Consider the following 23,835-nt stretch of genomic DNA (forward strand, 5'->3'; position numbering starts at 1 on the left):
GCGTTTCGTTTAAGAGATAAGAGAAAGGAAGCTTTTCAGATGATCACAGTGGATCTGCACACGCATACCATTGCCAGCGGGCACGGGAGCACAGCCACCATCGGTCAAATGGCCCGGGCCGCTTCCGAGCGCGGTCTTCGTCTTCTTGGCATCAGCGACCACGGACCGGCCACTCCCGGAGCCGCATTCAGCTCCTATTTTCAAAATCTTGCCTTCGCCCCCAGAGAACACTTTGGCGTCCGCCTCCTCTACGGGGTCGAGGCCAATATTTTAGACGGCGGCGGCCTGGATCTGGACAATTCTGTCCTGGCGCGACTGGACTACGTCATCGCCTCCATGCACCGCCCACCCCGCTCTGTCATCTACCATGGAAGGGACGATATCGAGGCCTACAGGGACCGGAATACCAAAGATTATATCGAGGCGATGTCCAACCCCCTGGTAAGAATCATCGGTCACCCGGATAACAGCCAGTTCCCCTACTGCGTTCACCGCCTCACCGACGCCGCGGCCGAATGCAAGGTCATCCTGGAGGTCAACGAGGCCTCCCTGGGGCCGGACGGCTATCACCGGGTAGCCGGTCTGGATACGGAACAAAATTATCGTATTTTAATTAAACTCTGCAAAAAGAAGGGAATTCCCCTGCTGATCTCCAGCGATTCCCACGGTCCCGACCGGATTGGCCAGGCTGACCGCGCTCTTTTTCTCCTGCGTGAACAGGACTTTCCCCGGGACCTGCTGGTCAACGAGCACCCTGAGCTTCTCAGTGTTCCAAGGCAGCCCTTGCGTTCTTCCCAGCCCGCTCAGACAGGTCCAGATACCGGCGCTCTTCCTCTTTCGTAAAGCCTGCCATAATCGCCCTGCGATAGTCCGCAAGCGCGCTGACTAGATCCTCGGTCAGATCTGCCGCCTTGTCGGTTATGCGCAGGTTTAAATCTCCCTGTTTTACACCCTCCGAGATCCGATCCCGCAGATGGGTTTCCGTATCCACATAGCCCTGCTGCAGGAGCTTCTGCAGAGATGCCGCCGCCAAAAGGGAACTGACTCCCGCATAGGCCGCGAGCTGCCGACGGCTGGTCTTGCGATTGACCGCCGCAATGGTCAGAAGAATCCGCAGATCCACATTGGACAGATCATGATGCTGTCCCACCGGCTCCAGGTACTTATCCAGAAGCTTGCGCTGATAGTAGGCATTGGTCAGAAGCGTATCAGAGGCCTGTGGATTCATATCAACATTCTGTCTCTCCCTGCCCAGGCGCTTGGTCCCGGGGAGAAAGAAAATTGCCCCGGCATCTCTGGCAAAGGCCCCCAAAAATCCATAGATCTGTATCCGACGGGCCTCATAATCCTCCGGATCATAGACCCTGGCAAAAAAATCATTGTAATAGCGAAAGACGCTCGCCTTCATTTCAACCGTCTTCGTAATCGACAACCCCTGCGAGACCAGAGAACCCTCCGTCTTGACATAGTAGTAGACAGGTACCTGAAGGGCGAAAATCCCCCTACAGTGCAGCAGATACTCCATATTAAAGAGGAAGTCTTCACACCAGCTGACCTCAGGATCCATACGGATCTGGTTCTCTTCTATTATCTGACGCGAGTAGAGCTTATTCCAGATCACACCATAGTAGAAGTCCGCCGGATTCTCCATCATGTGGCCGGCGAAGGTCTGCAGATCCATCAGACTGTCTTCTTCAATATCTCCTTTATGGGAAACATGCTCCCCCACAACCCGATAGAAGTCGGTTACGACCAGATCCGCTTTCTTCTGCTCCATGGCCCGTACCATAAGCTTGGTCGCCTCGGGAGCAATCCAGTCGTCCGCGTCTAAAAACTGGACATAGGTACCTCTGGCCAGGTCCAAAGCCTGATTTCTGGTGTCAGACACGCCGGAGTTGTTCTTGTGAACCAGGCGGATCCGGGAATCCTTCCCGGCATATTCATCCAGGATGGCCGGGCTCTCATCCGAGGAACCGTCATCCATGAGCAAAAGCTCAAAATCCGTAAATTCCTGCTTCAATACCGAGTCAAGGCAGCGCCTAAGAGCAGAAGCCGCATTGTAAACAGGAATAATGATACTGACTTTTGGATTTGGGCCCATTTTCTCTCCTCCCGGAATCCATAACCGATTCTCACTTCATTAGAATGCAGCCAGATTAGAACGCGGCCGGTTCAGTTGGCTTCACCTCCGTCCGCGTCCCTGGCAGGCAGACGTTCGCCAAAAAAGAAGGACTGTGAAATCATCTCCTTCACAATCCCTCTCACAATTCAATCCAGTTTAATTCCCCCAAGAAGGTCCGCCAGGGAAGTCCCTGTCGACTCCCTGTCGGCGTATCTGGCTACCTGTTCGTCCTGGGCCTTTCTGGCCGCCGCCTCCTTTGACGGCCGCTCAAGGAGCTCGACGGCCTTCATGGACAGGCTGACCTTTCCGTCCTTCATTCCGGTGATCTTAACCCGTACCTTTTGTCCCACACGAAGCGCGTCCTCCACCTTCTCAACCCTCTTAAGAGAGATCTGAGAGATGTGCACCAGACCGTCCAGGCCATCCGCAATATTGACAAAGGCTCCAAAGTCCTTCAGTCGGGCCACAGTGCCCTCGACAATGGACCCGACCTCCAGGGCATCCAGCTTCGCCTGCTGCTCCAGGCGCTTCTTCTCCTGCTCTACCGCTCTGGCGGAGAGCACCAGCCGGCGCTTGGCGGGCTCGATGCTGTCGATCTTAACCTCCAGATCCCTGCCGACGAAATCAGCCAGATTGTCCACATAGGAGGCGGCCAGTTGGCTCGCCGGAATAAATGCCCGCAGGCCCTTCAGGTAGGCGACCACTCCGCCCTTGACCTGCTCGCGGACATGGACGGTCAGCGTCTCGTTTGCGCTGTGCGCATCCTTCAGCTGATCCCAGGCATCCGTGTGCCTGGCCGCATTGACCGAAAGACGAATATTTCCCCTGCCGTCATCTAAAGAAGTGATCTGGGCAGTCAAATGCTTGCCGTTTCGAAGATGCTTGTGGGGATCGTATCCCTCTTCCTCACTCAGATCCTCAAAGGCGATGATTCCGATCTTACCGGCGTTCAGATCGACTGAGACCTCATGATCACTCACACCTAAAACCTCGCAGTTGACAATATCGCCCACTTCATACTTGATTGACATAAGAACTTCTCCTTGTTTCTAAACTCGTCCCCTCTTTGCTATTCCCGGCTCGGACCTTTTGGCCCGGAAATTGCTGCCATGAGATTCCCGCGAACTACATACCTATTATTTTACTTATTTTTCAGATAGCCGCAACACTTCCACCAGGTGTCCGCCGGCTCCCAGCAGATCCGCTCTCTCACAGATCGCCAGCTGGTAGTCCAAAAAGCAGGCAAACTCCTCCTCGGAGAGAGCGTTTAATTCTCTGCGCATATAGTTGGCCGGACCGTCTGGCGAGAAGATCCGCTCCCGAATCAGCTGCGGCGCCCCTCTTTTGCCAGGCGCATTCCCTCCGCGGATTGACCTGCCTGCGCCCGCGGTCAGACTTTCCTCCTGACTGTCCCTGCCCGCTTTCTCCCACCTTTCCCTGATGAGGCGGTTTGCCTCCCGGTCAAAGGCCGCGATATCCTCCAGACGCACATAATCGTAGAGATCGCCCGGGGACGGCTGCAGGGCAAAGGAAGCGTCCAGACTCCCCTTCGATCTATGATCCCTGCTGAAGGACCCGATTTTATCAGACTCCTCCTGCACTTGCTCCTCTGTTTGCACCCCCTCCGTTTGCATCCGCTTTTCTTGTATCTGCCCCTCTTTTGCCTGTTCTTCTTGCAGGCGCCCTGCTTGTGTCTGCTCTCCCTGCACCCGCCCTGTTTGCGTCTGCTTCTCTTTCTCAGCCTGTCCTTTGGCCCGCAATTCCAGGATGTGTCTCTGCCCAAAACCGTAGGTCAGAACCGAGTACTCATTCATCAGATAGGCCACCAGAAGTCTCCCCCGCGGGGCCAGCAGGCGCGCCGCCTCCGCGAGGGCCTGCGCCTTATCCTGATCCCTGATCAGATGGTACATGGGTCCCAGCATAAGAATCAGATCAAAGCTTCCATTGCACTCTTGCCCCAGGCCGGCCCCTGCTAAATCCCTGGCGTCTCCCTGTCGAATGTCGAGACCGGTCCATTTCTGGCGCATACAGCCGATATTGTAGCGGACCAGCTCTACCGCTGTGACCCTATGCCCCTCGCCTGCCAGGGGTCCGGCGTAACGGCCTGTCCCGGCCCCGATATCAAGAACGCGAAGGGATTGCCCCTCCGCGCCCATGTCTGAAATCGCCTGATTGATAAAATGCCGGGTCAGACGGTACTCTACCTGGCCATGTCTGGAATCCAGTCGTTTTTCCTCAGGAAACTTATTGTAGTAGGCAATCAGCTTCTGATCGTGCCAATCCATCCTGCCCTTCCTCACTTTCCTCCATGGACTTCATGGATTTTGGGGCATCAGCTGCCCAGCCCCTTTGAGACATCAGACCCTGCTGGTCTCCAAAAGATTCGCGAAGGTCAGCGCCCTCCGCAGGGCATTGCCCAGAATCAGCGCCATGATCATCTTTAAGGCGTCAAAAATCAAAAATGGCAGAACGCAGGCTGCAAGAGCGGCGGTCAAACCGGTCTTCATGACAAACATAAAATACATTGTGCCCAGGGCATAGCAGGCCGCGAGCCCCAGAATCATGCCTGTGATCTGCAGCCCATAGCGGGCCAGTCCCTTCCTGTGGTCTGACAGGGTCACAAAGCCCCCACAGATGGCCGCCAGGAAGAGGAAACCGATCAGAAAGCCTCCGGTTGGACCCAGCATCTTCCCCGGTCCTCCGGCAAAACCGGAGAAAACAGGCAGTCCGGCCAAACCCAGGAGCAGATAGATGAGAACAGACAGGCTTCCCCATTTCCCTCCCAGAACATAAGCAGCCAGGTAGACCGCCAAAACTCCCAGAGAGACCGGGACGCTGCCGAGCGGAACCGACAGAGGCCCCAGAATGCAGCAGAGCGCCGCCATCAGTGCCGTAAAAGCCAGCTGTTTTACCTTCATTTTCCAATACCCCTTTCCTCTGTCCTGCCTGAGCTCTCTCAGGTCAACGGCCGGTCCGTCTCTTCTCTTTTGACCGTCTCCTTCTTAACAAACTGTACATACTTGACGTATCTGTACATATCCCGCACAAATCCGTGGATATCCCGCACACTTCTGCGCATATCCCGCACAAACTCGGCGAAATCTTTTCCATTTTAGCATAGATGAGCTGATTTTCGATTTGCTTTTCGAAACATATTTCTTTTCCGGCGCGGATTCACTATAATGCCAGGAAACGAGTGATATATGGTTGATATCTTCCATTGCTCACAGCTACTTGCCCCAGAGGAGGATTTCATGAAACACAGATCTCTTTATGACCGGATGATCCCCGTTATTTTCGCCTGTATTCTCGTCTCCATGGCCACAGGCTCCTTTTGGGATCTGTCCATCTCCTATGCCCTCTTAAACCAGGAGAGTCTCCCGGCTCTTCTGGCTGCCGGATACGGTTCTATGCCAAACTATCTGCTGGGCGTCATCTGCGGTTACCTCCTGATCCGCCGGGCCAAGCCCTCCGGGCCTCCCCTGCAGTACTACGGGCGAGTGGTCTTCGGAGGGCTGGTTCTGGCCGGCTGCGCCTTCTACGGGGGCTATGACACCTGCCACTATATCACAGAACTGCCCCGCGGACTGGCCATCGGTCTCGGCTTCGGTTTTGCCGTCCTGGCCTGTCTCTTTGCAGAATGGACCTTAAGAGACGCGTCCGACGACGCCGTCGCGCGCCTTCTTAAGATCCTGATCCTCATTGCCCTGGGGCCTACCATTCTCACCCACCTGATCAAAATTCCATGGGCTCGCCCCCGCATGCGCCTTCTTGTCTCCGGCATGGGACAAATGGTCTCTTTTCATCCCTGGTATCAGCCTGGTCTGGCGGACAAGGCACAGCTGATCGCCTCCGGCATCCCAAAGGATGATCTCAAGTCCTTTCCCTCCGGGCACACGACGGCGGCGGCAACCGCGCTGAGTCTTTACTACATTGCCTCCGCCAGCCCCCTGCTCCGGTCACGCCGCTATCAATTCTTCTTTGGAGGCCTGTGCTGGACCCTTCTGATCGCCTTAAGCCGCATCGTCATCGGAGCCCATTTTCTGACGGACGTCACCGCCGCCTTTGCCATCACCTTTACGATCTTTGTTCTCGGCGGAAAACTCTATCGGGCTGATCTGCTCCTGTCAGAATGACTAGCTCTCGTTGACCAGCTTTCCGGTCATATGGTCAATGGTCAGCTCCAGCAGGCAGACTCGGGACAAAGACTTTTTCATCTCGAGCTCTACCCCTTCTCTGGTCGGATAGTACTTCATCCCAAGGGCCCGAACCTGCCCCTCTATCATCATCGGGTCGCTGATTTCTCTCACGCGCCCGAAAATGACCAGGCTGCGCACATTCCAGGACCAGTCTCCTTCCCTCTTAAATCCCTTGTCCATGACAGAGAAGCAGACCTTATCATTGGACCGAAGGAGATCCAGCTTGAATCCCTGCATGGCGCAGTGAAAGTAGATCCTGCCATTTCCTTCATTGTAGAGAAAGTCCAGAGGAATCGCGTAAGGATAGCCGTCCTCTCCGATCATTGCCAGCACACCTCTGCCTTCCTCTCTCAAAATCTTCAGGCAATCCTCCTGACAGATCTGCTGCCGATAGCGACGCATCTTTCGAAACATGAATATCTCCTATCCTCTTTCCCATTGGAACAAGTCCCATTTTACCCGATCACAGGCATAAAATGCCGACCATGTTTTCCCGCAGCCGCAATCCTGTGTCTGCGCGATCCTTCATGGCCGGCATTCTCTTTTTATCATTGCCCGGGAGCGATCAGCCCTGTCCCTATACGCCCAGGCGTCGGATCAGCGACCATCTCAGTCCGCATGCCATCTCATTTTACGGTCAGCCCCATTGCGTTTGGAATTGCCAAAGACAGGGCCGGGATATAGGTCACTGCCAGAAGGGCCAGAATCAATACCGCGAAGTAGGGAATCAGCTTGGGCGTCACCTCCTCAATGGTCACCTCTCCAATTCCACAGCCGACAAAGAGAACGGAGCCGACGGGAGGAGTGATGTTGCCCAGACACATGTTGAAGATCAGCATGACGCCGAATTGCACACTGCTCATTCCAAGCTTGGTCGCAATCGGCAGGAAGATAGGGGTGAAGATCAGGATGGCGGGGGTGATATCCATAAACATCCCGACCACCAGGAGAATGATATTCATGAGCAAAAAGATCACATACTTATTGGAGGTCAGCCCCATAAGTCCGGAAGAGATCGCCTGGGGAATTCCCGCATAGGCCATGACAAAGGACATGGCGGAGGAGGCGGAGATCAAAAACATAATGATCCCCGAGGTCTTGGCGGACTTGAGCAGAATATCCATGAAGGACTTGAGACTGATGCTCCGGTAAATCAGAGACAGAACCAGACAGTAGAGAACCGCCACGCCGGCGCCCTCTGTCGCCGTGAAGATTCCGGCTACAATACCGCCGATGACGATAATAATCAAAAGCAGCGAGGGGATGGCCTCCCAGGTGGTCCTCAGGATACTCCTGGACTTATCTCTTCCAACCGCTTTCATCTTGTGCCGGATCGCCCAGAAGAGGGCAACTCCCATACAGCAGATGCCCATCAGGATACCGGGGATATAGCCCGCCATAAAGAGGGTGGATACGGACACTCCGCCGGCCACCGTAGAATAGACGATGAAGGCGGAAGTCGGGGGAATCAGAAGTCCTGTCGGCGCGGAGGCAATATTGGCCGCAGCCGCGTAGGCGGGATCGTACCCGTTTTCCTTCTCGATCGGATTAATGGTTCCTCCCATCGCGGAAGCTGCGGCAACCGAGGATCCGGACAGGGCTCCGAAGAGCATATTGCCCAGGATATTGGCCTGTGCCAGGGAGCCCGGGATTTTTCCGACAAAAATCTGAGCGAAGTTAATCAGTCTTCTGGCAATTCCTCCGTTGTTCATGATGTTTCCCGCCAGAATAAAGAGGGGAATCGCCAAAAGGGAGAAGGACTCAACCCCGGAGTTCATCTTCTGCATGGCGATGAAGGTGACCTGATCCCAGGACAGGGTGGAGGCCGCTGTCACCAGGGCAGATACCAAAATGGATACGGAGATTGGCACTCCCAGAAAGAGCAGGACGCCGAACACGACGAATAAGAGTACCGTTGTTAATCCTACAGTCATGACTTGGCCTCCTCTTCTGCCTCTTCAATCACAAAGATGCCGGTGATATCCTCATAGATATTGATCAACTGGAAAAAGATGATAAAGACGCCGGAAATCGGTGCAATCGAATACACTAAGGTTCTTGGGATCCCTAAAAGAGCAGAGAACTCGGCGTGGGCGGACAGCGCCAGCTTGAAGCCGCCGATTGTGATCACAAAGAGGGCGACTGCCAGAATCAGAATATCAATCAGAGTCGCGAGAATCCTGTGCGGCAGGCCGGTCAGCCGGTCCTTGAGCAGGGTTAAAGCCATGTGTTCTCTGGCGGAAAAGGCGTAGGCCGCGCCGACGAAAGAGGTCCACACCAGGGAGTACTTGACCAGCTCCTCTGTAAATGCCGCCGGATGCCCCAGGACATATCTGGTAAAGACCTGCCATAGAACCAGAACTGCCATAAAAGACAGGAGAATCGCGCAGACGATTGCCAGAAAAGTGTTGCTGAATTTCTTTATCTTACCAAGCGCTATTTTCATCAGTTCGCCTCCCTTACCTGTTCGATCGACTGCATGAGACGTTTCACACCGGGATACTTGTCCTCATAGGTCTGGATCATAGGAGCTGTCGCCGCCTGAAAGGCGGCCTTGTCCACATCATAGACGAAGGTGACTCCCATCTCCTGCCTGGCCTGCTCGACAGCCTTTTCGGTTGCCTCTGCCCAGAGCTCCTTCTGATACTCTGTCGAGGCCTTAGCCGCCGCCTTGACCGCCGCCTGATCCTCCGCGGACAGAGTGGACCAGACCTTGGAACTCATCACAAGAGCGTCAGGGATCATCTCGTGCTCGTCAACAGAGTAGTACTTGGCCACTTCACCGTGCTTGCCGGTCGTTAAGGCAGTGACATTATTCTCAGAGCCGTCGATGATACCGGTCTGCAGGGAGGTATAGACATCCCCGTAAGACATGGTGACAGGCGTACCGCCCAGGGCCTTCATCATGTCTGTCTGTACCGCCATATCCTGCACGCGGATTTTGAGTCCGTCCAGATCGGACGGGGTCCGGATCGCCTTTCCCTTGGTATAAAAGGAGCGGGAACCGGAGTCATAGTAGGTCATGGTGAGGAAGCCGTCATCCGCGGAGGACATGAAGAAATCATCCATCTGCTGAGAATCCATCACCCTGTAATAATCCGCCTGGTCATTGAAAATATAGGGCAGACCAAAGGTATTGTAGCCGTCGTTGTAGGTCGCCAGATTCGGGGCTGACACCTTGGCCATGGCGACCACGCCGGCCTGCAGCTGTTCCAGATTTTCATTCTCAGAGCCCAGCTGCCCATTGGGGTAAATCTTAACAACAATGCGGCCATCGGTTCTCTCATTCACCTGGTCGGCGAACCTGACCAGGGCCTTGTGAACCGGGTGGTTCTCCGCCTGGTTATGCGCCAGCGTCAGGATCATGGGATGCTCCTTGCTGGCTGTCGCGCTCGAAGCCGCGCTTCCCTTAGCGGAGCCCCCGCAGGCAGTCAGAAGAACCGACAAGCCAAGTAGCAGCGCCAGAGTTAACGCCGTCAGCCTTTTCTTCATTCCTCTATCCTCCTTCATCGTTTTCCCCTGCTTTCGGGAAACCCGTCAAAAAACTACAGCTATTATCATAGTTGGGAACCGCCTTCTTTGTTATTGATTTCTTGCACGAAATCCCCGGCTTTTTTACAAATCCTGCTGTCTTGTTTCGAAAAATTTTAGGAACTGATCAACAATCCACTTATGCTGAGCTTTTGGGTATGGACTCTCATTTTGCGATTGAGGATTTTCGAATATCCTCCTGTTTTTCTGTCCTGTCCCCTGTCTCAAATACAAAATCCGTCTCAGGCGCCACATAGGGCGATCACCTGAGACGGATCTGTCTTTCATTTCATCTTTCTTTTTTAGGGGAAGCCGTTCTCTGCCTAAGGAGAAGGCTCTTTTCGCTCTCACGCCCCGGCAGGCTCAAATCCTCTCATCTTCTTGGACCCTCTTTTCTCCTCGATCCCCCTCAGCTCCTCGAATCCTCTGAGTTTCTCAGATCCTCTTATCTCCGAAGAAGAAGAGAGCTACGGTTCCCGGCCCCGTGTGGGCTCCAATGGTCGGGCCAATGGGGTTGATCATAACTTCGCCATCCATCTGAGGGAAGAGCTCTTTGACCAGAGCGGCCACCCCTTCGGCATCCTCCAGGCAATCCGACTGAGAGATGAAGACCTTGCCCTGATAATCAGGTCCCCCCTCGGCGTGCTCCAGCATCTTCTCAACAATCCGCTGCATCACCTTCTGCTTCCCTCTGATTTTCTCTCTGGGAATGAGATGTCCTGCCTCATCCATATTGAGCAGGGGACAGATGCCCAGCATTCCGCCTAAAAATCCCGCCGTCTTGGAGATCCTTCCCCCCTTGACATAAAAGGTCAGATCCGTCGAGAAAAACCAGTGATGAACCAGCAGCTTCTTCTCCTCCGCCAGTTCCATAAGCTGTTCGTAAGCAAGTCCCTCATCCCTTTGATCCGCCAGATATGACAGGAGAAAACCGAATCCGGATGAAGCCCCTCTGGAATCCACTACGCCGATCTTCCTGTCAGGGAATTTGGTCCGCAGCTCTTCCGCTGCCAGCCTGGCCGAGTTATAGGAGCCGGAAAGTCCGGAAGAGAGCTCGATATGAAGAATATCCTTTCCATCTTCCAGAAAGGGACGAAAGAAATCCATATACTCCTCGATATTGACCTGGGAGGTCTTGGCATCTTCTCCTCCTACCATGCGGCTGTAGAAAGCTCTGGCGTCCATGGCCTCCCAGAGATCGTCCATATGCTCTTCTTGTCCCAGACGATAGTGGAAGCAGACATAGGGAATCCCCCGCCCCTCCAGGTAGGCTTTTGGCAGGTCCACCGTCGAACTGCAGGTCAGTACATAGTCACTCATGATTCCTCCGATCTGTGCTTCCTCTCTGTCTCTTATCCTAATCCAAGAGGAGGATGCATGCCAGTAGAATCTTCCCCCGGATTTTCTCTTCTATATATAGTATAAGTATAAGCCCGGCGAATGGCAGCGATAGAGATTTCGTATCGCGAGCGCCGCCTGCTTTTCTTTCCCTTACTGGACAAGGACCCTCCTCCCCTGTATGATAGTCTGCGTGTATATTTCGCTGATCTCGATATCCGATTCTCAACTTCCCTCATTTGTGTGACAGGATCTGCAATCGAATAGCAGCCCCGGAAAAAGGAGAAATTATGTCTGAGAAAAAATCAAAGAAAAACAAGCTGTCACTGACCAGCCAGATTTTCATCGCTCTGATCCTGGCCATCATCATCGGATCCATCTTCGCCTGCCTGGGTCAGGCTCAGATCGCCAAGACCTATATCAAGCCCTTTGGCGTCATTTTCCTGAACCTGATCAAGTGGATTGTAGCCCCCCTGGTCTTCTTCTCTATTATGGCCGGCGTCATCTCCCTGCAGGATGTCCGCAAGGTGGGCTCCATCGGAGGCAAAACGATCAGCTTCTACCTCCTCACGACCGCCTTTGCCATCACCATTGGACTGATCATCGCCAATCTGTTTAAGGGTATCTTCCCCGTGCTGGCGACGACAGACCTTTCCTACAAGACCGAGGCCGCGGTCAGCTTCATGGACACCATCGTCGGCATTTTCCCCAGCAACTTCGTCAAGCCCTTTGCCGAGGCCAACATGCTGCAGGTCATTGTGGCCTCCCTCTTCATCGGCTTCGCCATTATGCAGATCGGCCCCAGAATGAGCAAGGTCGAGGAGGCGGTCAATATTTTAAATGACACCTGTCTCAAGGTCATGGAGATGATCTTAACCCTCTCTCCCATCGGCGTCTTCTGCCTGCTGGCTCCCGTTGTCGCCGAGAACGGTCCTGCCATCTTAGGTTCTCTGGCTGCCGTCCTCGCGGTCGCCTACCTCTGCTATCTGGTTCACGCCATCTTGGTCTACTCCCTCACCGTCCGCGCCGCGGCCGGGATGAGCCCTTTCAAATTCTTTAAGGGAATGATGCCCGCCATCCTCTTCGCCTTCTCATCCGCCTCCTCTGTGGGAACTCTCCCCCTGAATATGGAGTGCACGGAGAAGCTTGGGGCCAAGAAGGAGATCGCCTCTTTCGTCCTTCCTCTGGGAGCGACCATTAATATGGATGGAACCGCCATCTATCAGGGCGTCTGTTCTATCTTCATCGCCTCCTGCTATGGGATTCATCTGACCTTCCCCCAGATGCTGACAATCGTCCTGACCGCGACCCTGGCCTCCATCGGAACGGCCGGCGTCCCCGGAGCCGGCATGGTTATGCTGGCTATGGTGCTTCAGTCGGTGGGACTTCCGGTCGATGGCATTGCCTTAGTCGCCGGCGTTGACCGCATCTTTGACATGGGCCGTACCACGGTCAATATCACGGGCGACGCGGCCTGCACCATGGTCGTCAATGCCTTGGAAGAGCGCAAGGCGGCTAAAAAGGCCATGAAAGCGCAGTAAGTTCCATGCAAGTCACTATCCACACCTATCTCATTGTTCTTCCCCTTCTCTTTTTGGGCGGTTTTGTCGACTCCATCGGCGGCGGAGGCGGCCTGGTTTCTCTCCCCGCCTACCTGCTGGCCGGTCTTCCTCCGGTTCCGGCAGTAGCCACCAACAAGTTCTCCTCCGCCTGGGGAACCGGACTGACCACCGGCCGCTTCGCCATCAATCGACTGATCCCATGGAAGGCAACGCTACCTGCTATTCTCATGGCATTTATCGGTTCTACCCTGGGCGCCCACCTGGCCCTGGTCATCGACACGAGAGTCATGACCTACCTGCTCTACTTCATTCTGCCGGTCACTGCATTTCTGGTCCTCAATAAGAATCTCTTTAAGGAACACAAAAAGTCCGAGCAGGCTTCCGGGAAAGCGACTACGATCATCGCAGGCCTTCTGGCCTTCTTCATCGGCATCTACGATGGCTTCTACGGGCCCGGAACCGGGACCTTTCTGATCATCGGCCTGACCATTCTGGCCAGGCTTCCCATGACCCAGGCCAACGGTATGACCAAGGCCATCAACCTGACCACCAATGTCGCCGGGGCCGTCGTCTACCTGATTAACGGACAGGTACTGCTGACTCTTGGCATTGCCTCTGCCGCCGCCAATATGCTCGGCAACTATGTGGGAAGCGGTCTGGCCATGAAAAACGGGACGAGAATTACCCGTCCCATCATCCTGGCAGTGCTTGTCCTCCTGCTGATCAAGGTTATTTTTAAGTTCTGATCAATACCGCAGCCTATCCCCTTCTTTTGGGAGGGAAGTTTCGACGTTCGATCTGCCCAATCGTAAAGCCGGTCTATCCCTTCCTTTTGAGAGGACCAACAAATTTACATCACAGCAGCGGCGTGATCCACATAGATCTGCTGGATCTCCTCGAGACGTCCCAGGCCTCCCAGCTGACATTCAATCTCTTCAAAGGATCCCGTAGCCGCAAAGAGATTCTTCCAGGAATCCTCCCGGTCTCCCGCCATGTCATTATTTGCATGATCTCCTGCAACAACCATCAGAGGACGCAGGATCACATGCTTAAATCCTTCTCTCTGCACCTCAGAGAGAATGTTGTGGATGTCCGTCTCCGGGCAGTCTCCGTCTACGGTCGCGACGAAGACGTCCTTCCTGCCCTGATCTGAAAAAAGGCTCTGAAACTGCTGATAGACGATGTGCGCCCCATGTTCTGTCCCGTGCCCCATGAGAACCAGCGCCGGCCCCTTGTCGGCCTTATCGACAGGATCCTGTCCCGGCTCCCTGTTCAAAAGACCTGCCTCTTTCCAGGCATTTTCCAGAAGAGCACGAGACACACGGACCATGTCCTCCGTATAATGTGCCGGGTTTTGATCCGTTTCTCCCAGAAGGGGCTGCCCGACAGCCACGGACGCAAACCGGTCCCGATAGCCGCTCAGAATCCGAATCATAAGCTCATACTCAATTCCATGCATGAGATAGGTCGGCTGCAGGATAAGCTGTTTGATTCCTGCGGCAAGAGCGCCTTCCAGGGCCTGGCTGACAGAGTCTACCTGCTCCTGATCCTCTCTTTGCATATGGCGGATAACCCGCGGCGAGCTGAAGGCCCGCGCGATCCGATAATCGGGGTAAGCCCGCGCAAGAGCCTCCTCAATCCCTCCAATATCTGTCTTCCTCGCCTCGGCAAAAGAGGTCCCGAAGGAAACCACCAGTATTTCTTTTTCTGACATCACAGGCCCCTTTCTCAATCATGTGGCGCAACTCCCGAGATTCCCTACCATCATACACGATTTCTCATCAGAAAAACCGTCTGTATCTGGGATCCATTTGTTATTTCCGCCGAACCGGATCCCCTTCTCAAAAGCTCTCCCCTGCCCTACAATAGCGGAAGAATCCTTCCAAAACTCCAGCTGCCGTATTAAGAATCTTTCCGCGTACGCAATGAGGTCTGTCCATGATTAGCCTTCTATCCCATTTCTTCCTGAAAAACGAGTCTGCCATGACCGAAATCCAGCGCCACAAGGCCTGGGGCATGATTTCCGGGCTGGCTGGAATTCTGCTCAATCTCCTATTGGCCCTGACCAAATTCCTGGCGGGGCTTGCAACCGGCTCTATCGCCGTAACCGCGGATGCTCTCAACAACCTCTCCGACGCCGCTTCCTCCATTGTGACCCTGATCGGTTTTCGTCTCTCTTCCCAGGAGGCAGACCCGGAGCACCCCTTCGGGCACGGACGCATTGAGTATCTGGCCGGCTTTATCGTCTCCCTGCTCATCCTCCTCATGGCCGTGGAGCTCTTCCGGGACTCCGTCCTCGGTCTCTTTGAGAGCAAACCCGTCCATCTGACCATCCTCACCGCAGCTATTCTCCTGCTCTCCATCGCTGTCAAGCTCTATATGTTTGCCTACAACCGCAGAATCGGCCGTCTGACTGGGTCTGCCACCATTCTGGCGGCCGCTACCGACAGCCTGTCCGACGTTCTGGCCACCGGCGTCGTCCTGGTCTCCCTGTTCCTGACCAGGCTGACCGGCCTGAATCGCATCGACGCGATTGCCGGAATCATTGTCGCTTCTTTCATCTGCAAGGCCGGGATCGACTCCATCCGGGATACATCCTCTCCTCTTCTGGGGCAGGCTCCTGATCCGAATATGGTCCGGCGGATAGAAGAAATCGTCTGCTCCTATCCCTCCATATTAGGGGTCCATGACCTGATCATCCACAACTACGGTCCCGGCCGCATCTATGTATCCTTGCACGCCGAAGCCCCTGCCAATTCCAGACTCTTAGACATCCATGACGAGCTGGATGAGGCGGAAGACGCCATCCGCCGGGAGTTCGGCTGCGAGATCACCATCCATGTTGACCCGATCATCCTTGACGACCCCGAAGTCCTTGAGAAAACCGGGCAGATGCTCGGCATCCTGGAGAAGATTGACTCCCGCCTGAGTATGCACGACTTCCGCATTGTCCACAAAAAATCGAAGACCAAACTGGTCTTCGATCTTCTTGTCCCCTATGGATTTCATCTGTCTGACGAGCAGATCCTGACACAAATCCGGGAAAGGGTCCATCGGCAGATGGGAGCAGATCTTGTCTGCTCCATTCATATCGACCGGGACTTCTCCGCGGACAGACAGACGCAATAGAACTTTGCAAGCTTCATATGTTCGGCAAACAGCCGCTGAAAGAGATCAGACTTCCACCTTTACTCCCTTGTGTTCAAAGAGCATTCTCTCGGCCTCGGGATTCCACAGGCCCTTGTGATCTCTGCAGCACTGATCCAGCTTCGCGAAGAAGGGGTCTGACTTTCCGAGCTTTGCGAAGTCCTCAATGGCGGTCATGGGCATATCAAACTGGGTATAGGCCAGCTTTTTGCCCCCCTTGATTTTTGGCAGATTCAAGGTAGTCTCCGCGATACTGTCGATCCCGCCGACATGCGTGATCATAACGGAGGGATCCAGACGGCCGCTGGCAGCCAGCTGATTTGCCTCGATCAGATCGTCATTATTTCCGCCTGTCGTCCCCATCAAGTGGGTGCTGGTATAGTGGAGATCATACATGTTCATGCTGGCGGAGAAATTCTTGTCGGTGGGACCGGAGAAGAAGTTCAGACAGCCGTCAAAGGCCAGAACACTTCCCGCCAACTGGCAGACCGAAGGAATCGGAACCATGACAAAGACGTCGTCATAGCCGTGTCCCTGGGTCAGATCCATCAGCCCCTGCCTGGGATCATCCATTTTGGCTGTGTTGGCGTAAATCAGCTCCACCCCGTGCTCTGCCGCGTACTCCGGGCTGACCACCTCTTTGGCTCGCTCGATTTTGGCATCGTCGACATCCGTGACGACAATCCGTCTGGGATGATAGTCGCAGACCAGGCCATAGGAAACCGATCCCAGTCCCATGGGACCGCAGCCGCCGGCAATCAGAATATTACCGCCCCTCTTTGTCCCCATCTCATGATCGTAATTCTGCTTATTGGTGTGGTACATGGCGTGATAGCCGCCGATACAGCAGCTCATCGGCTCTCCAAGCGACGCCTTGTAAAAACTGTCCCCGTCAAACGGCATCAGAGCTCCCAGCTCCATAGTCTCATGAGGGAAGATGCAGTAGGTGGTATCTCCCCCATACCACTCATAGGAATAGCCCGGAGAGGCCAGACTTCCCTTATAGTTCAGCGCAGGCTGCTGGGCAAAGCGCATGCCCGGCTGAAACTGATCCTGCCACTTCTTTCCGACCTTGACAATCACACCGGCGAACTCATGTCCGACAATGACCGGATGGGTATCCATATTCTGAGGCGCCCTCTTGTGCTTCTTCCCCTGTTCGACCAGCTTATAAGTGGACATACAGATGCTGTCGGAGTAGATCTTGGCCAGGATCTCATCGTCCCTGATCTCCGGAAGCTCAAACTCCTCCAGTCTCAAATCCCTTGTTCCATACATTCTGACTGCTTTTGCTCTCATTACTCTCTCCTTCTTTCTCCTGAAATTCTGTGACTGCCCTGCATGGACCCCTCAGACGCCCGCAAAAAACTCGTAAATTTCGTCCCTGGAGCTGCGGATGATCTTCTCCGTCTCCTCTTCGCTCGCGCAGTGCGTTGCGATATTGGACAGGATATCAATATGCTCGTCTCCTCTGGCGGCGATCCCAACGACCAGTTTGACGATCTCTTGCTCTCCCCAGGGCAGTCCCTGTGGGAAGGTCATAACGACAATCCCCGACTGTAACACCTGATCCTTCATGCTCTCAATCCCGTGGGGGATTGCCAGGCTGCTGCCGATCGCCGTATTAAAGACCTTCTCCTTTTCCAGCATGGCCCGGGTATATTGATCCGTCGCATAACCGTCTTTGACGAAGATCTCTCCGATTCGCCGGATCACCGCCTCCTTGTCCTCTAACTCGCAGTTCAGATAAATGTTTTCTTTCTTCAGGATCTCACTCATGACTCAAAACCTCTCTCAGATATTTTTCAGAAAATCATAGAAATATTCGCCCAGAATCTTCTTCAGTTCCTTTTTCACCAGCTCTTCATCGCCATGAAGGATGGCTCCAACAAAGGCTTCGTCGCGTATGACGGAAGCGCTGATCTGACCCAGAATCTGCATGTGCATGCGCAGCTGCTCATCCTCCGGCATCACCATAAAGATCACTGCCCGGATCCCCTTGAAATCGGGATCCGCGAAGGACCTGTCCCCCGAAGGCCTGCAGCTGATGAAAACCGGCTCCCGGATCATCCTGCTTCGGCAGTGAAGCAGGGCCAGATCGAGCTCCGGGAAAATCTGACTGTTTAAATGCTCTCGCCTCTGTATTTTCCCCGCGATCTTTTCCGCAACCGCCTGAGACTCTGTGACCCTGTCAGCCAGCTGGTAAACCAGATCGGGAAAGGAAATCTTCGGGTCCGTCTCATAATCGCAATACCTTCGAATCAGTCCCCGGATTTCGATAATCATCTCGTTTGCCTGATCCAATTGACGGTCAAATACCTGATTCTCCGACTCCCGCTTCACATAGGCATACTCTTCTATTTTATTTCTGATCTTCTCAAGGTCACTCTCCGGGACCATGGGGCTGACCCGGATCGAGTCGATCTCATCGGCACACCAGTCAAAGGTTGTCACGAAGAAATCCGTGCGTCTCTCCACATGCTCCGTCAGATCACTCAGGGCATAGGCCGACAGCTCTGCTTCCTGTCCAAACACACGGGTCAGCCTCGCGATCATGAGCTGGGCAACGCCAAAGCCGCTGGAACAGATGATTCCGATCGAAACCCTTCTCCTCTTTCCCTCTCTCTTGCGCACCCTCTCGACCGCTGCGCCAAAATGCATGCTGAGAAAACCGATCTCGTCATCGCTGACCTCAAAGGCTGTTTCGTCTCGGATGACCTCCGCCGCCCGCCTGCTCTTCGCGTAAATCTCCGGATATTCCCTCTTGATCTCAGGCAAAACCGGATTGTAGATGCTCATCTTCTCTGACATTCGAAACATGGCCGGCTGCAGGTGCATGATCAGCCCTCGTATGAATTCCTCGTCGCACTTCAGGCTGTTGGCCATCTCTGTGTCAAATTGATCGATCATCCGGTCGATTATCTCGAGCAGATCTTCCTCCGGAAAGAGGAACTGCCTGTTTTCCGCCTCTGTCTCATGGTAGGCCATCTTGGATCCGAGGAGGTGAAGGAGAATGTATGACAGCTCCTGGTCCGGCATATGAATTGAGAATTCCCGCTCAATCTCCCCGCGGATTTTCCCGGCCAAAGCATATTCATCCCAGGTCCCCAGTTTATTGACCAGACCCGGGTCTTCCTCCACAATTGCCCCTTTTTTGACCCGCTCGACAGCGATGGCCAGATGAAAAATAAGATTCGTGTAGGCGCTCTCCGCCAGCCCCTTGAGCCTTGTCTCCTCCTTTCGCATTCTCGCAAGGACCTCGTAGACCCGACTGACCGTATCCGTTGCCAAAAGGGCGTAGAGATTTTGATCTCTCGTGTGGATCAGGGCTCCTGCCGCCGACTCCTTTAATCCCTCAATGCCTGCCCAGGGTAGGGACATGTTTTCACTGACGTATCGCCGCATGGCGGCGCGCAGGTCCCGCTCGCTTCCGCTCAAAGCGACTCCAAAGCCCTGTCTTTTGACCAGCTTTAAGTGGTTTTGCTCCAGCCAGGGGCCCAGGGCCGACATATCCTTATTGATGGTCGCCTCCGACACTCCCAGCAACTGGCTGTAATAATAGATCTTCCTCGGGACTTTGTCCCGGATCAGTTCAAAGAGCAGCCGGTTCCTCCTCCCCGCGACGTCCGTCGGCTCGCCTGCTTCTTTTTCCTCTAATTCCCCGCGCAGTCTCTCTTTGGCCTGTTCCGAACCCGTGACGGAAATCCCGACTCCTTTTTTGCGGTGCAGAAGCAGACCGTATTCCCTCAAGGCGCCGTCTAAATACTCCACCTCCCTTTGGACCGTCCGACGGCTGACGCCGACCTGGTCTGCGATATCATCTTCCTTCAGCGGTCCCTCAGCGTCCATCAAAAGAAGGAGAATTCCTCTGATTCGATTTGTCAGCAGCATATCATTTCCCTCTTTTTTCTTCTGTCAGCCAAAAAGGACCTCAAAAAGACCGGATCACAGTGCTTGTTCGCGGGCATTTTTTATCTCTGTAACCAGGGCGTCATACTCCGGGGCGGCCATAAAGTTACTGATCGTAATGATCCTTGCCTGCGGAGCGCTCTTTTGTGCCCTTGCCGCAAGATCCTGATGGCAGACGAGAAGCTCTGTATTCGCAGGAACTTCAGAGACGGAAGCATGATCAACCTTGATGTCCTCAATCCCCGCCGCCCTCAGTTTCTTCTGCAGGACCGCTGCTCCCATTGCACTGGATCCCATTCCCGCGTCGCAGGCGAAGACAATCCGGTCAATTGTCTTTAAAGCATAGTCCGCGCTCATTTCCTTACCTGAATCAATAGACACCGCCTTTTGATCGCCTGCGGCCTCTTCTGAAGCTTCCGAGGTCTGCCCCTTGGACTCTGCCTTCATCCGATCCTTCTGATTCTGCGCGTCTTCCAGCGTCGTCTTAGCAGAGGCAAACTTGATGATTGGCGTCGCAATGACAAAAGAAACCGCGGACGCGATGACAACGCTCAAAAAGACCCGCAGGGTGGATCCCTTCGGCGCCGCGATCACATAGGCGAAGACAGATCCGGGAGAGGCCGGAGAGGCGAGTCCCAGGTGAAATACGGTGTTGTAGAGCATGGCCGCCATAGATCCGCCAATGGTCGCCAGAAGCAAAAGTGGCTGCATGAGAATATAGGGGAAGGAGATCTCATGGATCCCGCCCAGCAGATGCACAATCAGCGCGCCCGGCGCGGACGTCTTGCTGATCTTGTCCTTGGACCACATCCAGTACGCGAGGAGGACGCCCGTACCGGGGCCCGGGTTGGTCTCAATCATGTAGAAAATCGACTTCCCGACTTCCTTGACATTCTCCGCGCCGAGGGGGGTGAAAATTCCATGATTGATCGCGTTGTTGAGGAAGAGGACCTTGGCCGGCTCAACAAAGATGGATACCAGGGGAAGAAGCCCGTGCTCTACAAGAACCTGAACCCCTGCCTGAAGGACGATCAGGATGGCTCCCATGATGGGGCCCATTGCCCGGTAGCCCACAATTGCCATGATCAGTCCCAGAATACCGACGGAGAAGTTGTTAACCAGCATCTCAAAGCCCGGTCTAATCTTCCCCTCGACAGCCTTGTCGAAAAGCTTGATGACAAGTCCTGCCAAAGGACCCATTGCCATCGCCCCCATCAGCATCGTCATATCCGGATTGGACAGGATTACTCCGACAGTGGCAATCGCTCCCATCACGGCGCCCTTTTGTCCGCCCACCATTTTTCCGCCGGTATACCCGATCAGGATGGGGAGCAGATAAGTGAGCATCGGCCCCACCATCTTGTTGAGGCTGGCGTTGGGAAGCCATCCCGTATCAATAAAAAGTGCCGCCATCAATCCCCAGGCAATAAAAGCCCCGATGTTGGGCATGATCATCGCGCTGAGGAAGCGGCCAAATGCCTGTACCTTTGTCTTCATATTCTTCATCCCTTTACTGTTTGCCAACACTGTCTTATGAGCTCATCTTCCGGACGATCAAGCTCTCTATAGTCTAGAATCTAACCCTGCCGCCCCTGATTTTCAACAAATGAAAAATCAGCTTTGTCACAAAGAGTATGCGCCAATCTTCAGGCAGGCGCTTTCTCCCCGATCCCCATCCTTCTTTCCATCCTGCTTCTTCCCTTGATCCCCGGCCTTCTCTCTATCCTGCTTCTCCCCTGATTTTCGGTCCTTTTCCCTCTGATATCTCTCCACCCGGGCATCCTCTTGCTTAAATGCACAAGTATCCTCTGACTGGAATGGCGCTAACCATTTGCCCGTCTCCTATGGTATAGTTGTCTCGTTCCCCGACGGGAGGCAGGGAATTTCGAAAAGTTCAAAAACTTTAGCGCCATGTACCCGGCCGCTTTTCATCCCTCTGTATTTTTGGAGGAACGTTTTGGCCCGGGTTGACGAGGTGTCAGGTGATCGAAGATTCGGCGGATGCCTGATCGCGGATGCGGCCGCGCATACAGTTGACAAAAGATCCGGTAACGGAGAGACAAAGAGACTGTAACCGTATGGAACATACAGAACCTACATAAGGAGAATTCATATGTGTGGAATTATCGGATTTACCGGATCAATCCCCGTGCAGGATATCCTGCTCAATGGCCTTGAACGGCTTGAATACCGCGGCTACGACAGTGCCGGTATCGCCTTCTTCAAGGACAATCGCCCCCATATTTCTGTCCGCAAGACCGCGGGCAAGGTCAAGGACTTACGCGCCATCTGTGATGACGACAACGCCTCCTGCTGCGGGATCGGACACACCCGCTGGGCGACACATGGCGGCGTCACCAACGCCAATGCCCACCCCCACAAGGTCGGCAAGACCACATTGATTCACAACGGAATCATTGAGAACTACCACGAGCTCGTTGAGAGCTACCAGCTGCAGAAGGATCTCAAATCCGAGACGGACACGGAGGTCGCCTGTGCCCTGATCAACAAGCTATACCAGGGAGATCCCATCGCGGTTCTTCGACAGGTATCCAGTCTTTTAAAGGGGTCCTTCGCCTTCTGCATTATGTTCGCGGACCAGCCCGGCAAGATCTACGCGCTTCGCAATGTCAGCCCCATGGTCGCCACCCTGACGGACAAAGAGGGGGCCTTCATCGCCTCTGACCTGACAGCCTTTATCGATTACAGCAAGCGCTATTTCATTGTCCCGGAATACCATATTCTCACCCTGACCCCGGACTCCATCTCTATGGAAGATCTGAAGGGCAATCCGGTGGAAGCGGAATATCAGGAGGTGAACTGGGATATCACAGCTGCCCAGAAGGAGGGCTATCCCCACTACATGATCAAGGAGATCCACGAGCAGCCGCAGGCACTGGTGCGCACCATTGAGCCCCGTATCAATCCCGATAATCTCCCGGACTTCTCCGCTGACGGGATCCCGGACTCCTTTTTCGAGAACTGCTCCGACATCACGGTCGTCGCGTGCGGCACCGCCCTCTACGCGGGAATGGCCGGGAAGAATATGATCCAGAATGTTCTCGGCATCCCCGTCTCTGTTGCAATCGCCTCGGAATTCCGCTACGAGCGCCCAGTGATCAATGAGAACTCCATGGTGATCGTGACCTCTCAGTCCGGAGAGACCATTGATACCTTAGAGGCCCTGCGTCTGGCCCGGCAATACACGCATAAGACGCTTGCCATTGTCAATGTCAAGGGCTCCTCAATCGCCCGTGAGAGCGACCAGGTTCTCTACACACACGCGGGACCCGAGATCGCGGTCGCAAGCACCAAGGCCTACAGCGTACAGGTCGCGAGCTTCTATCTGCTCGCCGCGAAGATCGGCCTGGTACAGGGGAAAATGACCAAAAAAGAGGCGCAGAACTTCCTCGCCACACTCAAAGAAATGCCCGGCCGCATTGAGACGGTGCTCTCCCACGAGAAGCGCATTCAGGATTTGACCGACCGCTTTACCAATGTGCCCAATGCCTTCTATATCGGGCGCGGACTGGATTACCGTGTCGCCATGGAGGCCGCCCTGAAGCTCAAGGAGATTTCCTATATTCACGCCGAGGCATACGCCGCCGGCGAGTTAAAGCACGGAACAATCTCTCTGATTGACGACGGCGTCCCCGTCATTGCCCTGGCAACTCAGCATAAGGTCTACAGCAAGGTGATCTCCAATATCCGCGAGACCAAGGCCAGAGGCGCCTATGTCATCCTGATCAGCGAGGACAAAAAGATCACGGATCCGACCATCTGCGACGTCCACTTCAGTATTCCCAAGGTAGACGATATCTTCTCCGTCTTTGAATCCATCGTCATCTGTCAGCTGATCGGCTACTATACCTCTGTCAACAAGGGCATCAATCCAGACCAGCCCAGGAATCTGGCCAAGTCCGTGACCGTAGAGTAAAGGATCGGCACGGGCGAGTGCTTCCCCAGGATAAAAGATCATCACAGATGAGTGCTTCCCGTAGAAAAGGGGCTGTCGCACATTAGTGCG

21 protein-coding genes are annotated in these 23,835 nt (G+C 54.4%); 6 read left to right on the plus strand and 15 right to left on the minus strand.

Annotation, left to right across the window (positions count from 1 at the left end):
• Positions 1–39 precede the first annotated feature (39 nt).
• Positions 40–843 (plus strand): phosphatase, encoded by an 804-nt coding sequence (locus GCWU000342_RS02705; protein ID WP_006905690.1) that lies wholly within the window; start codon positions 40–42, stop codon positions 841–843.
• Here the strand turns inward: GCWU000342_RS02705 and GCWU000342_RS02710 are convergent.
• The 4 genes from GCWU000342_RS02710 to GCWU000342_RS02725 form a co-directional block, all read right to left on the minus strand.
• Positions 764–2,101: a glycosyltransferase gene (locus GCWU000342_RS02710; protein ID WP_006905691.1), complete on the minus strand. Its 1,338-nt coding sequence runs from the start codon at positions 2,099–2,101 to the stop codon at positions 764–766. The two genes, GCWU000342_RS02705 and GCWU000342_RS02710, sit on opposite strands and share 80 nt — an antisense overlap.
• A 167-nt stretch (positions 2,102–2,268) precedes the next feature.
• Positions 2,269–3,153 (minus strand): S1 RNA-binding domain-containing protein, encoded by an 885-nt coding sequence (locus GCWU000342_RS02715; protein WP_006905692.1) that lies wholly within the window; start codon positions 3,151–3,153, stop codon positions 2,269–2,271.
• Positions 3,154–3,267: 114 nt separating this feature from the next.
• Positions 3,268–4,407 carry a class I SAM-dependent methyltransferase gene (locus GCWU000342_RS09885; protein WP_006905693.1) on the minus strand — a complete coding sequence of 380 codons (1,140 nt, stop codon included), beginning with the start codon at positions 4,405–4,407 and terminating at the stop codon, positions 3,268–3,270.
• Between the two features lie 72 nt (positions 4,408–4,479).
• A complete protein-coding gene (locus GCWU000342_RS02725; RefSeq protein WP_006905694.1) occupies positions 4,480–5,040 on the minus strand; it encodes a biotin transporter BioY in 561 nt (186 codons plus the stop codon).
• Positions 5,041–5,376: 336 nt separating this feature from the next.
• Between GCWU000342_RS02725 and GCWU000342_RS02730 the strand changes: the two genes are divergently transcribed.
• Positions 5,377–6,258 carry a phosphatase PAP2 family protein gene (locus GCWU000342_RS02730; protein WP_045000185.1) on the plus strand — a complete coding sequence of 294 codons (882 nt, stop codon included), beginning with the start codon at positions 5,377–5,379 and terminating at the stop codon, positions 6,256–6,258.
• On the opposite strand, the gene GCWU000342_RS02735 is transcribed toward GCWU000342_RS02730, so the two are convergent.
• From GCWU000342_RS02735 to GCWU000342_RS02760, 5 genes are all read right to left on the minus strand, one after another.
• Complete coding sequence (locus GCWU000342_RS02735) at positions 6,259–6,735, minus strand: pyridoxamine 5'-phosphate oxidase family protein (protein WP_006905696.1); 477 nt, start codon at positions 6,733–6,735, stop codon at positions 6,259–6,261. It lies immediately after the preceding gene.
• 212 nt (positions 6,736–6,947) lie between these two features.
• On the minus strand, positions 6,948–8,255 hold the full coding sequence (locus tag GCWU000342_RS02740; protein ID WP_006905697.1) for a TRAP transporter large permease: 1,308 nt from the start codon (positions 8,253–8,255) through the stop codon (positions 6,948–6,950).
• Positions 8,252–8,767 (minus strand): TRAP transporter small permease, encoded by a 516-nt coding sequence (locus GCWU000342_RS02745; RefSeq protein ID WP_006905698.1) that lies wholly within the window; start codon positions 8,765–8,767, stop codon positions 8,252–8,254. The genes GCWU000342_RS02740 and GCWU000342_RS02745 overlap by 4 nt, the downstream gene beginning before the upstream one ends.
• On the minus strand, positions 8,767–9,813 hold the full coding sequence (locus GCWU000342_RS02750) for a TRAP transporter substrate-binding protein (protein WP_045000187.1): 1,047 nt from the start codon (positions 9,811–9,813) through the stop codon (positions 8,767–8,769). Before GCWU000342_RS02750 ends, GCWU000342_RS02745 begins: the two co-directional genes overlap by 1 nt.
• Before the next feature lie 474 nt (positions 9,814–10,287).
• Positions 10,288–11,172, minus strand: coding sequence for a DegV family protein (locus GCWU000342_RS02760; RefSeq protein ID WP_006905701.1), 885 nt, complete (start codon positions 11,170–11,172; stop codon positions 10,288–10,290).
• Positions 11,173–11,480: 308 nt separating this feature from the next.
• Here GCWU000342_RS02760 and GCWU000342_RS02765 point away from each other — a divergent pair, with 308 nt between their 5' ends.
• Positions 11,481–12,731 carry a dicarboxylate/amino acid:cation symporter gene (locus GCWU000342_RS02765; RefSeq protein WP_006905703.1) on the plus strand — a complete coding sequence of 417 codons (1,251 nt, stop codon included), beginning with the start codon at positions 11,481–11,483 and terminating at the stop codon, positions 12,729–12,731.
• Between the two features lie 5 nt (positions 12,732–12,736).
• Entirely contained in the window at positions 12,737–13,498 is a 762-nt protein-coding gene (locus GCWU000342_RS02770) for a sulfite exporter TauE/SafE family protein (protein WP_006905704.1), read from the plus strand.
• A 104-nt stretch (positions 13,499–13,602) separates the two neighbouring features.
• Here GCWU000342_RS02770 and GCWU000342_RS02775 read toward each other — a convergent pair whose 3' ends face one another.
• Positions 13,603–14,466 carry a sirohydrochlorin cobaltochelatase gene (locus tag GCWU000342_RS02775; RefSeq protein ID WP_006905705.1) on the minus strand — a complete coding sequence of 288 codons (864 nt, stop codon included), beginning with the start codon at positions 14,464–14,466 and terminating at the stop codon, positions 13,603–13,605.
• A 224-nt stretch (positions 14,467–14,690) separates the two neighbouring features.
• Between GCWU000342_RS02775 and GCWU000342_RS02780 the strand changes: the two genes are divergently transcribed.
• Positions 14,691–15,881: a cation diffusion facilitator family transporter gene (locus tag GCWU000342_RS02780; RefSeq protein WP_006905707.1), complete on the plus strand. Its 1,191-nt coding sequence runs from the start codon at positions 14,691–14,693 to the stop codon at positions 15,879–15,881.
• 45 nt (positions 15,882–15,926) lie between these two features.
• Here GCWU000342_RS02780 and GCWU000342_RS02785 read toward each other — a convergent pair whose 3' ends face one another.
• From GCWU000342_RS02785 to GCWU000342_RS10420, 5 genes are all read right to left on the minus strand, one after another.
• Positions 15,927–17,198, minus strand: coding sequence for a zinc-binding dehydrogenase (locus tag GCWU000342_RS02785; RefSeq protein WP_006905708.1), 1,272 nt, complete (start codon positions 17,196–17,198; stop codon positions 15,927–15,929).
• A 51-nt stretch (positions 17,199–17,249) separates the two neighbouring features.
• Positions 17,250–17,678: a PTS sugar transporter subunit IIA gene (locus GCWU000342_RS02790; protein WP_006905709.1), complete on the minus strand. Its 429-nt coding sequence runs from the start codon at positions 17,676–17,678 to the stop codon at positions 17,250–17,252.
• A 15-nt stretch (positions 17,679–17,693) separates the two neighbouring features.
• Positions 17,694–19,790, minus strand: coding sequence for a BglG family transcription antiterminator (locus tag GCWU000342_RS02795; protein WP_006905710.1), 2,097 nt, complete (start codon positions 19,788–19,790; stop codon positions 17,694–17,696).
• Positions 19,791–19,844: 54 nt separating this feature from the next.
• Positions 19,845–21,305: a PTS mannitol transporter subunit IICB gene (locus tag GCWU000342_RS02800; RefSeq protein ID WP_045000591.1), complete on the minus strand. Its 1,461-nt coding sequence runs from the start codon at positions 21,303–21,305 to the stop codon at positions 19,845–19,847.
• Between the two features lie 126 nt (positions 21,306–21,431).
• On the minus strand, positions 21,432–21,581 hold the full coding sequence (locus GCWU000342_RS10420; protein WP_156784472.1) for a hypothetical protein: 150 nt from the start codon (positions 21,579–21,581) through the stop codon (positions 21,432–21,434).
• Positions 21,582–21,921: 340 nt separating this feature from the next.
• Here GCWU000342_RS10420 and glmS point away from each other — a divergent pair, with 340 nt between their 5' ends.
• Entirely contained in the window at positions 21,922–23,745 is a 1,824-nt protein-coding gene (gene glmS / locus GCWU000342_RS02805) for a glutamine--fructose-6-phosphate transaminase (isomerizing) (RefSeq protein WP_006905713.1), read from the plus strand.
• Positions 23,746–23,835: the final 90 nt, after the last annotated feature.

This window comes from Shuttleworthella satelles DSM 14600, from assembly GCF_000160115.1.
In the GTDB taxonomy this organism is placed as follows: Bacteria; Bacillota; Clostridia; order Lachnospirales; family Lachnospiraceae; genus Shuttleworthia; species Shuttleworthia satelles.

Excerpts from the sequence above, each read along its gene's own strand:
- GCWU000342_RS02705 (WP_006905690.1), top strand. The coding sequence starts at position 40 with ATGATCACAGTGGATCTGCACACGCATACCATTGCCAGCGGGCACGGG.
- GCWU000342_RS02710 (WP_006905691.1), bottom strand. The coding sequence starts at position 2,101 with ATGGGCCCAAATCCAAAAGTCAGTATCATTATTCCTGTTTACAATGCG.
- GCWU000342_RS02715 (WP_006905692.1), bottom strand. The coding sequence starts at position 3,153 with ATGTCAATCAAGTATGAAGTGGGCGATATTGTCAACTGCGAGGTTTTA.
- GCWU000342_RS09885 (WP_006905693.1), bottom strand. The coding sequence starts at position 4,407 with ATGGATTGGCACGATCAGAAGCTGATTGCCTACTACAATAAGTTTCCT.
- GCWU000342_RS02725 (WP_006905694.1), bottom strand. The coding sequence starts at position 5,040 with ATGAAGGTAAAACAGCTGGCTTTTACGGCACTGATGGCGGCGCTCTGC.
- GCWU000342_RS02730 (WP_045000185.1), top strand. The coding sequence starts at position 5,377 with ATGAAACACAGATCTCTTTATGACCGGATGATCCCCGTTATTTTCGCC.
- GCWU000342_RS02735 (WP_006905696.1), bottom strand. The coding sequence starts at position 6,735 with ATGTTTCGAAAGATGCGTCGCTATCGGCAGCAGATCTGTCAGGAGGAT.
- GCWU000342_RS02740 (WP_006905697.1), bottom strand. The coding sequence starts at position 8,255 with ATGACTGTAGGATTAACAACGGTACTCTTATTCGTCGTGTTCGGCGTC.
- GCWU000342_RS02745 (WP_006905698.1), bottom strand. The coding sequence starts at position 8,767 with ATGAAAATAGCGCTTGGTAAGATAAAGAAATTCAGCAACACTTTTCTG.
- GCWU000342_RS02750 (WP_045000187.1), bottom strand. The coding sequence starts at position 9,813 with ATGAAGAAAAGGCTGACGGCGTTAACTCTGGCGCTGCTACTTGGCTTG.
- GCWU000342_RS02760 (WP_006905701.1), bottom strand. The coding sequence starts at position 11,172 with ATGAGTGACTATGTACTGACCTGCAGTTCGACGGTGGACCTGCCAAAA.
- GCWU000342_RS02765 (WP_006905703.1), top strand. The coding sequence starts at position 11,481 with ATGTCTGAGAAAAAATCAAAGAAAAACAAGCTGTCACTGACCAGCCAG.
- GCWU000342_RS02770 (WP_006905704.1), top strand. The coding sequence starts at position 12,737 with ATGCAAGTCACTATCCACACCTATCTCATTGTTCTTCCCCTTCTCTTT.
- GCWU000342_RS02775 (WP_006905705.1), bottom strand. The coding sequence starts at position 14,466 with ATGTCAGAAAAAGAAATACTGGTGGTTTCCTTCGGGACCTCTTTTGCC.
- GCWU000342_RS02780 (WP_006905707.1), top strand. The coding sequence starts at position 14,691 with ATGATTAGCCTTCTATCCCATTTCTTCCTGAAAAACGAGTCTGCCATG.
- GCWU000342_RS02785 (WP_006905708.1), bottom strand. The coding sequence starts at position 17,198 with ATGAGAGCAAAAGCAGTCAGAATGTATGGAACAAGGGATTTGAGACTG.
- GCWU000342_RS02790 (WP_006905709.1), bottom strand. The coding sequence starts at position 17,678 with ATGAGTGAGATCCTGAAGAAAGAAAACATTTATCTGAACTGCGAGTTA.
- GCWU000342_RS02795 (WP_006905710.1), bottom strand. The coding sequence starts at position 19,790 with ATGCTGCTGACAAATCGAATCAGAGGAATTCTCCTTCTTTTGATGGAC.
- GCWU000342_RS02800 (WP_045000591.1), bottom strand. The coding sequence starts at position 21,305 with ATGAAGACAAAGGTACAGGCATTTGGCCGCTTCCTCAGCGCGATGATC.
- glmS (WP_006905713.1), top strand. The coding sequence starts at position 21,922 with ATGTGTGGAATTATCGGATTTACCGGATCAATCCCCGTGCAGGATATC.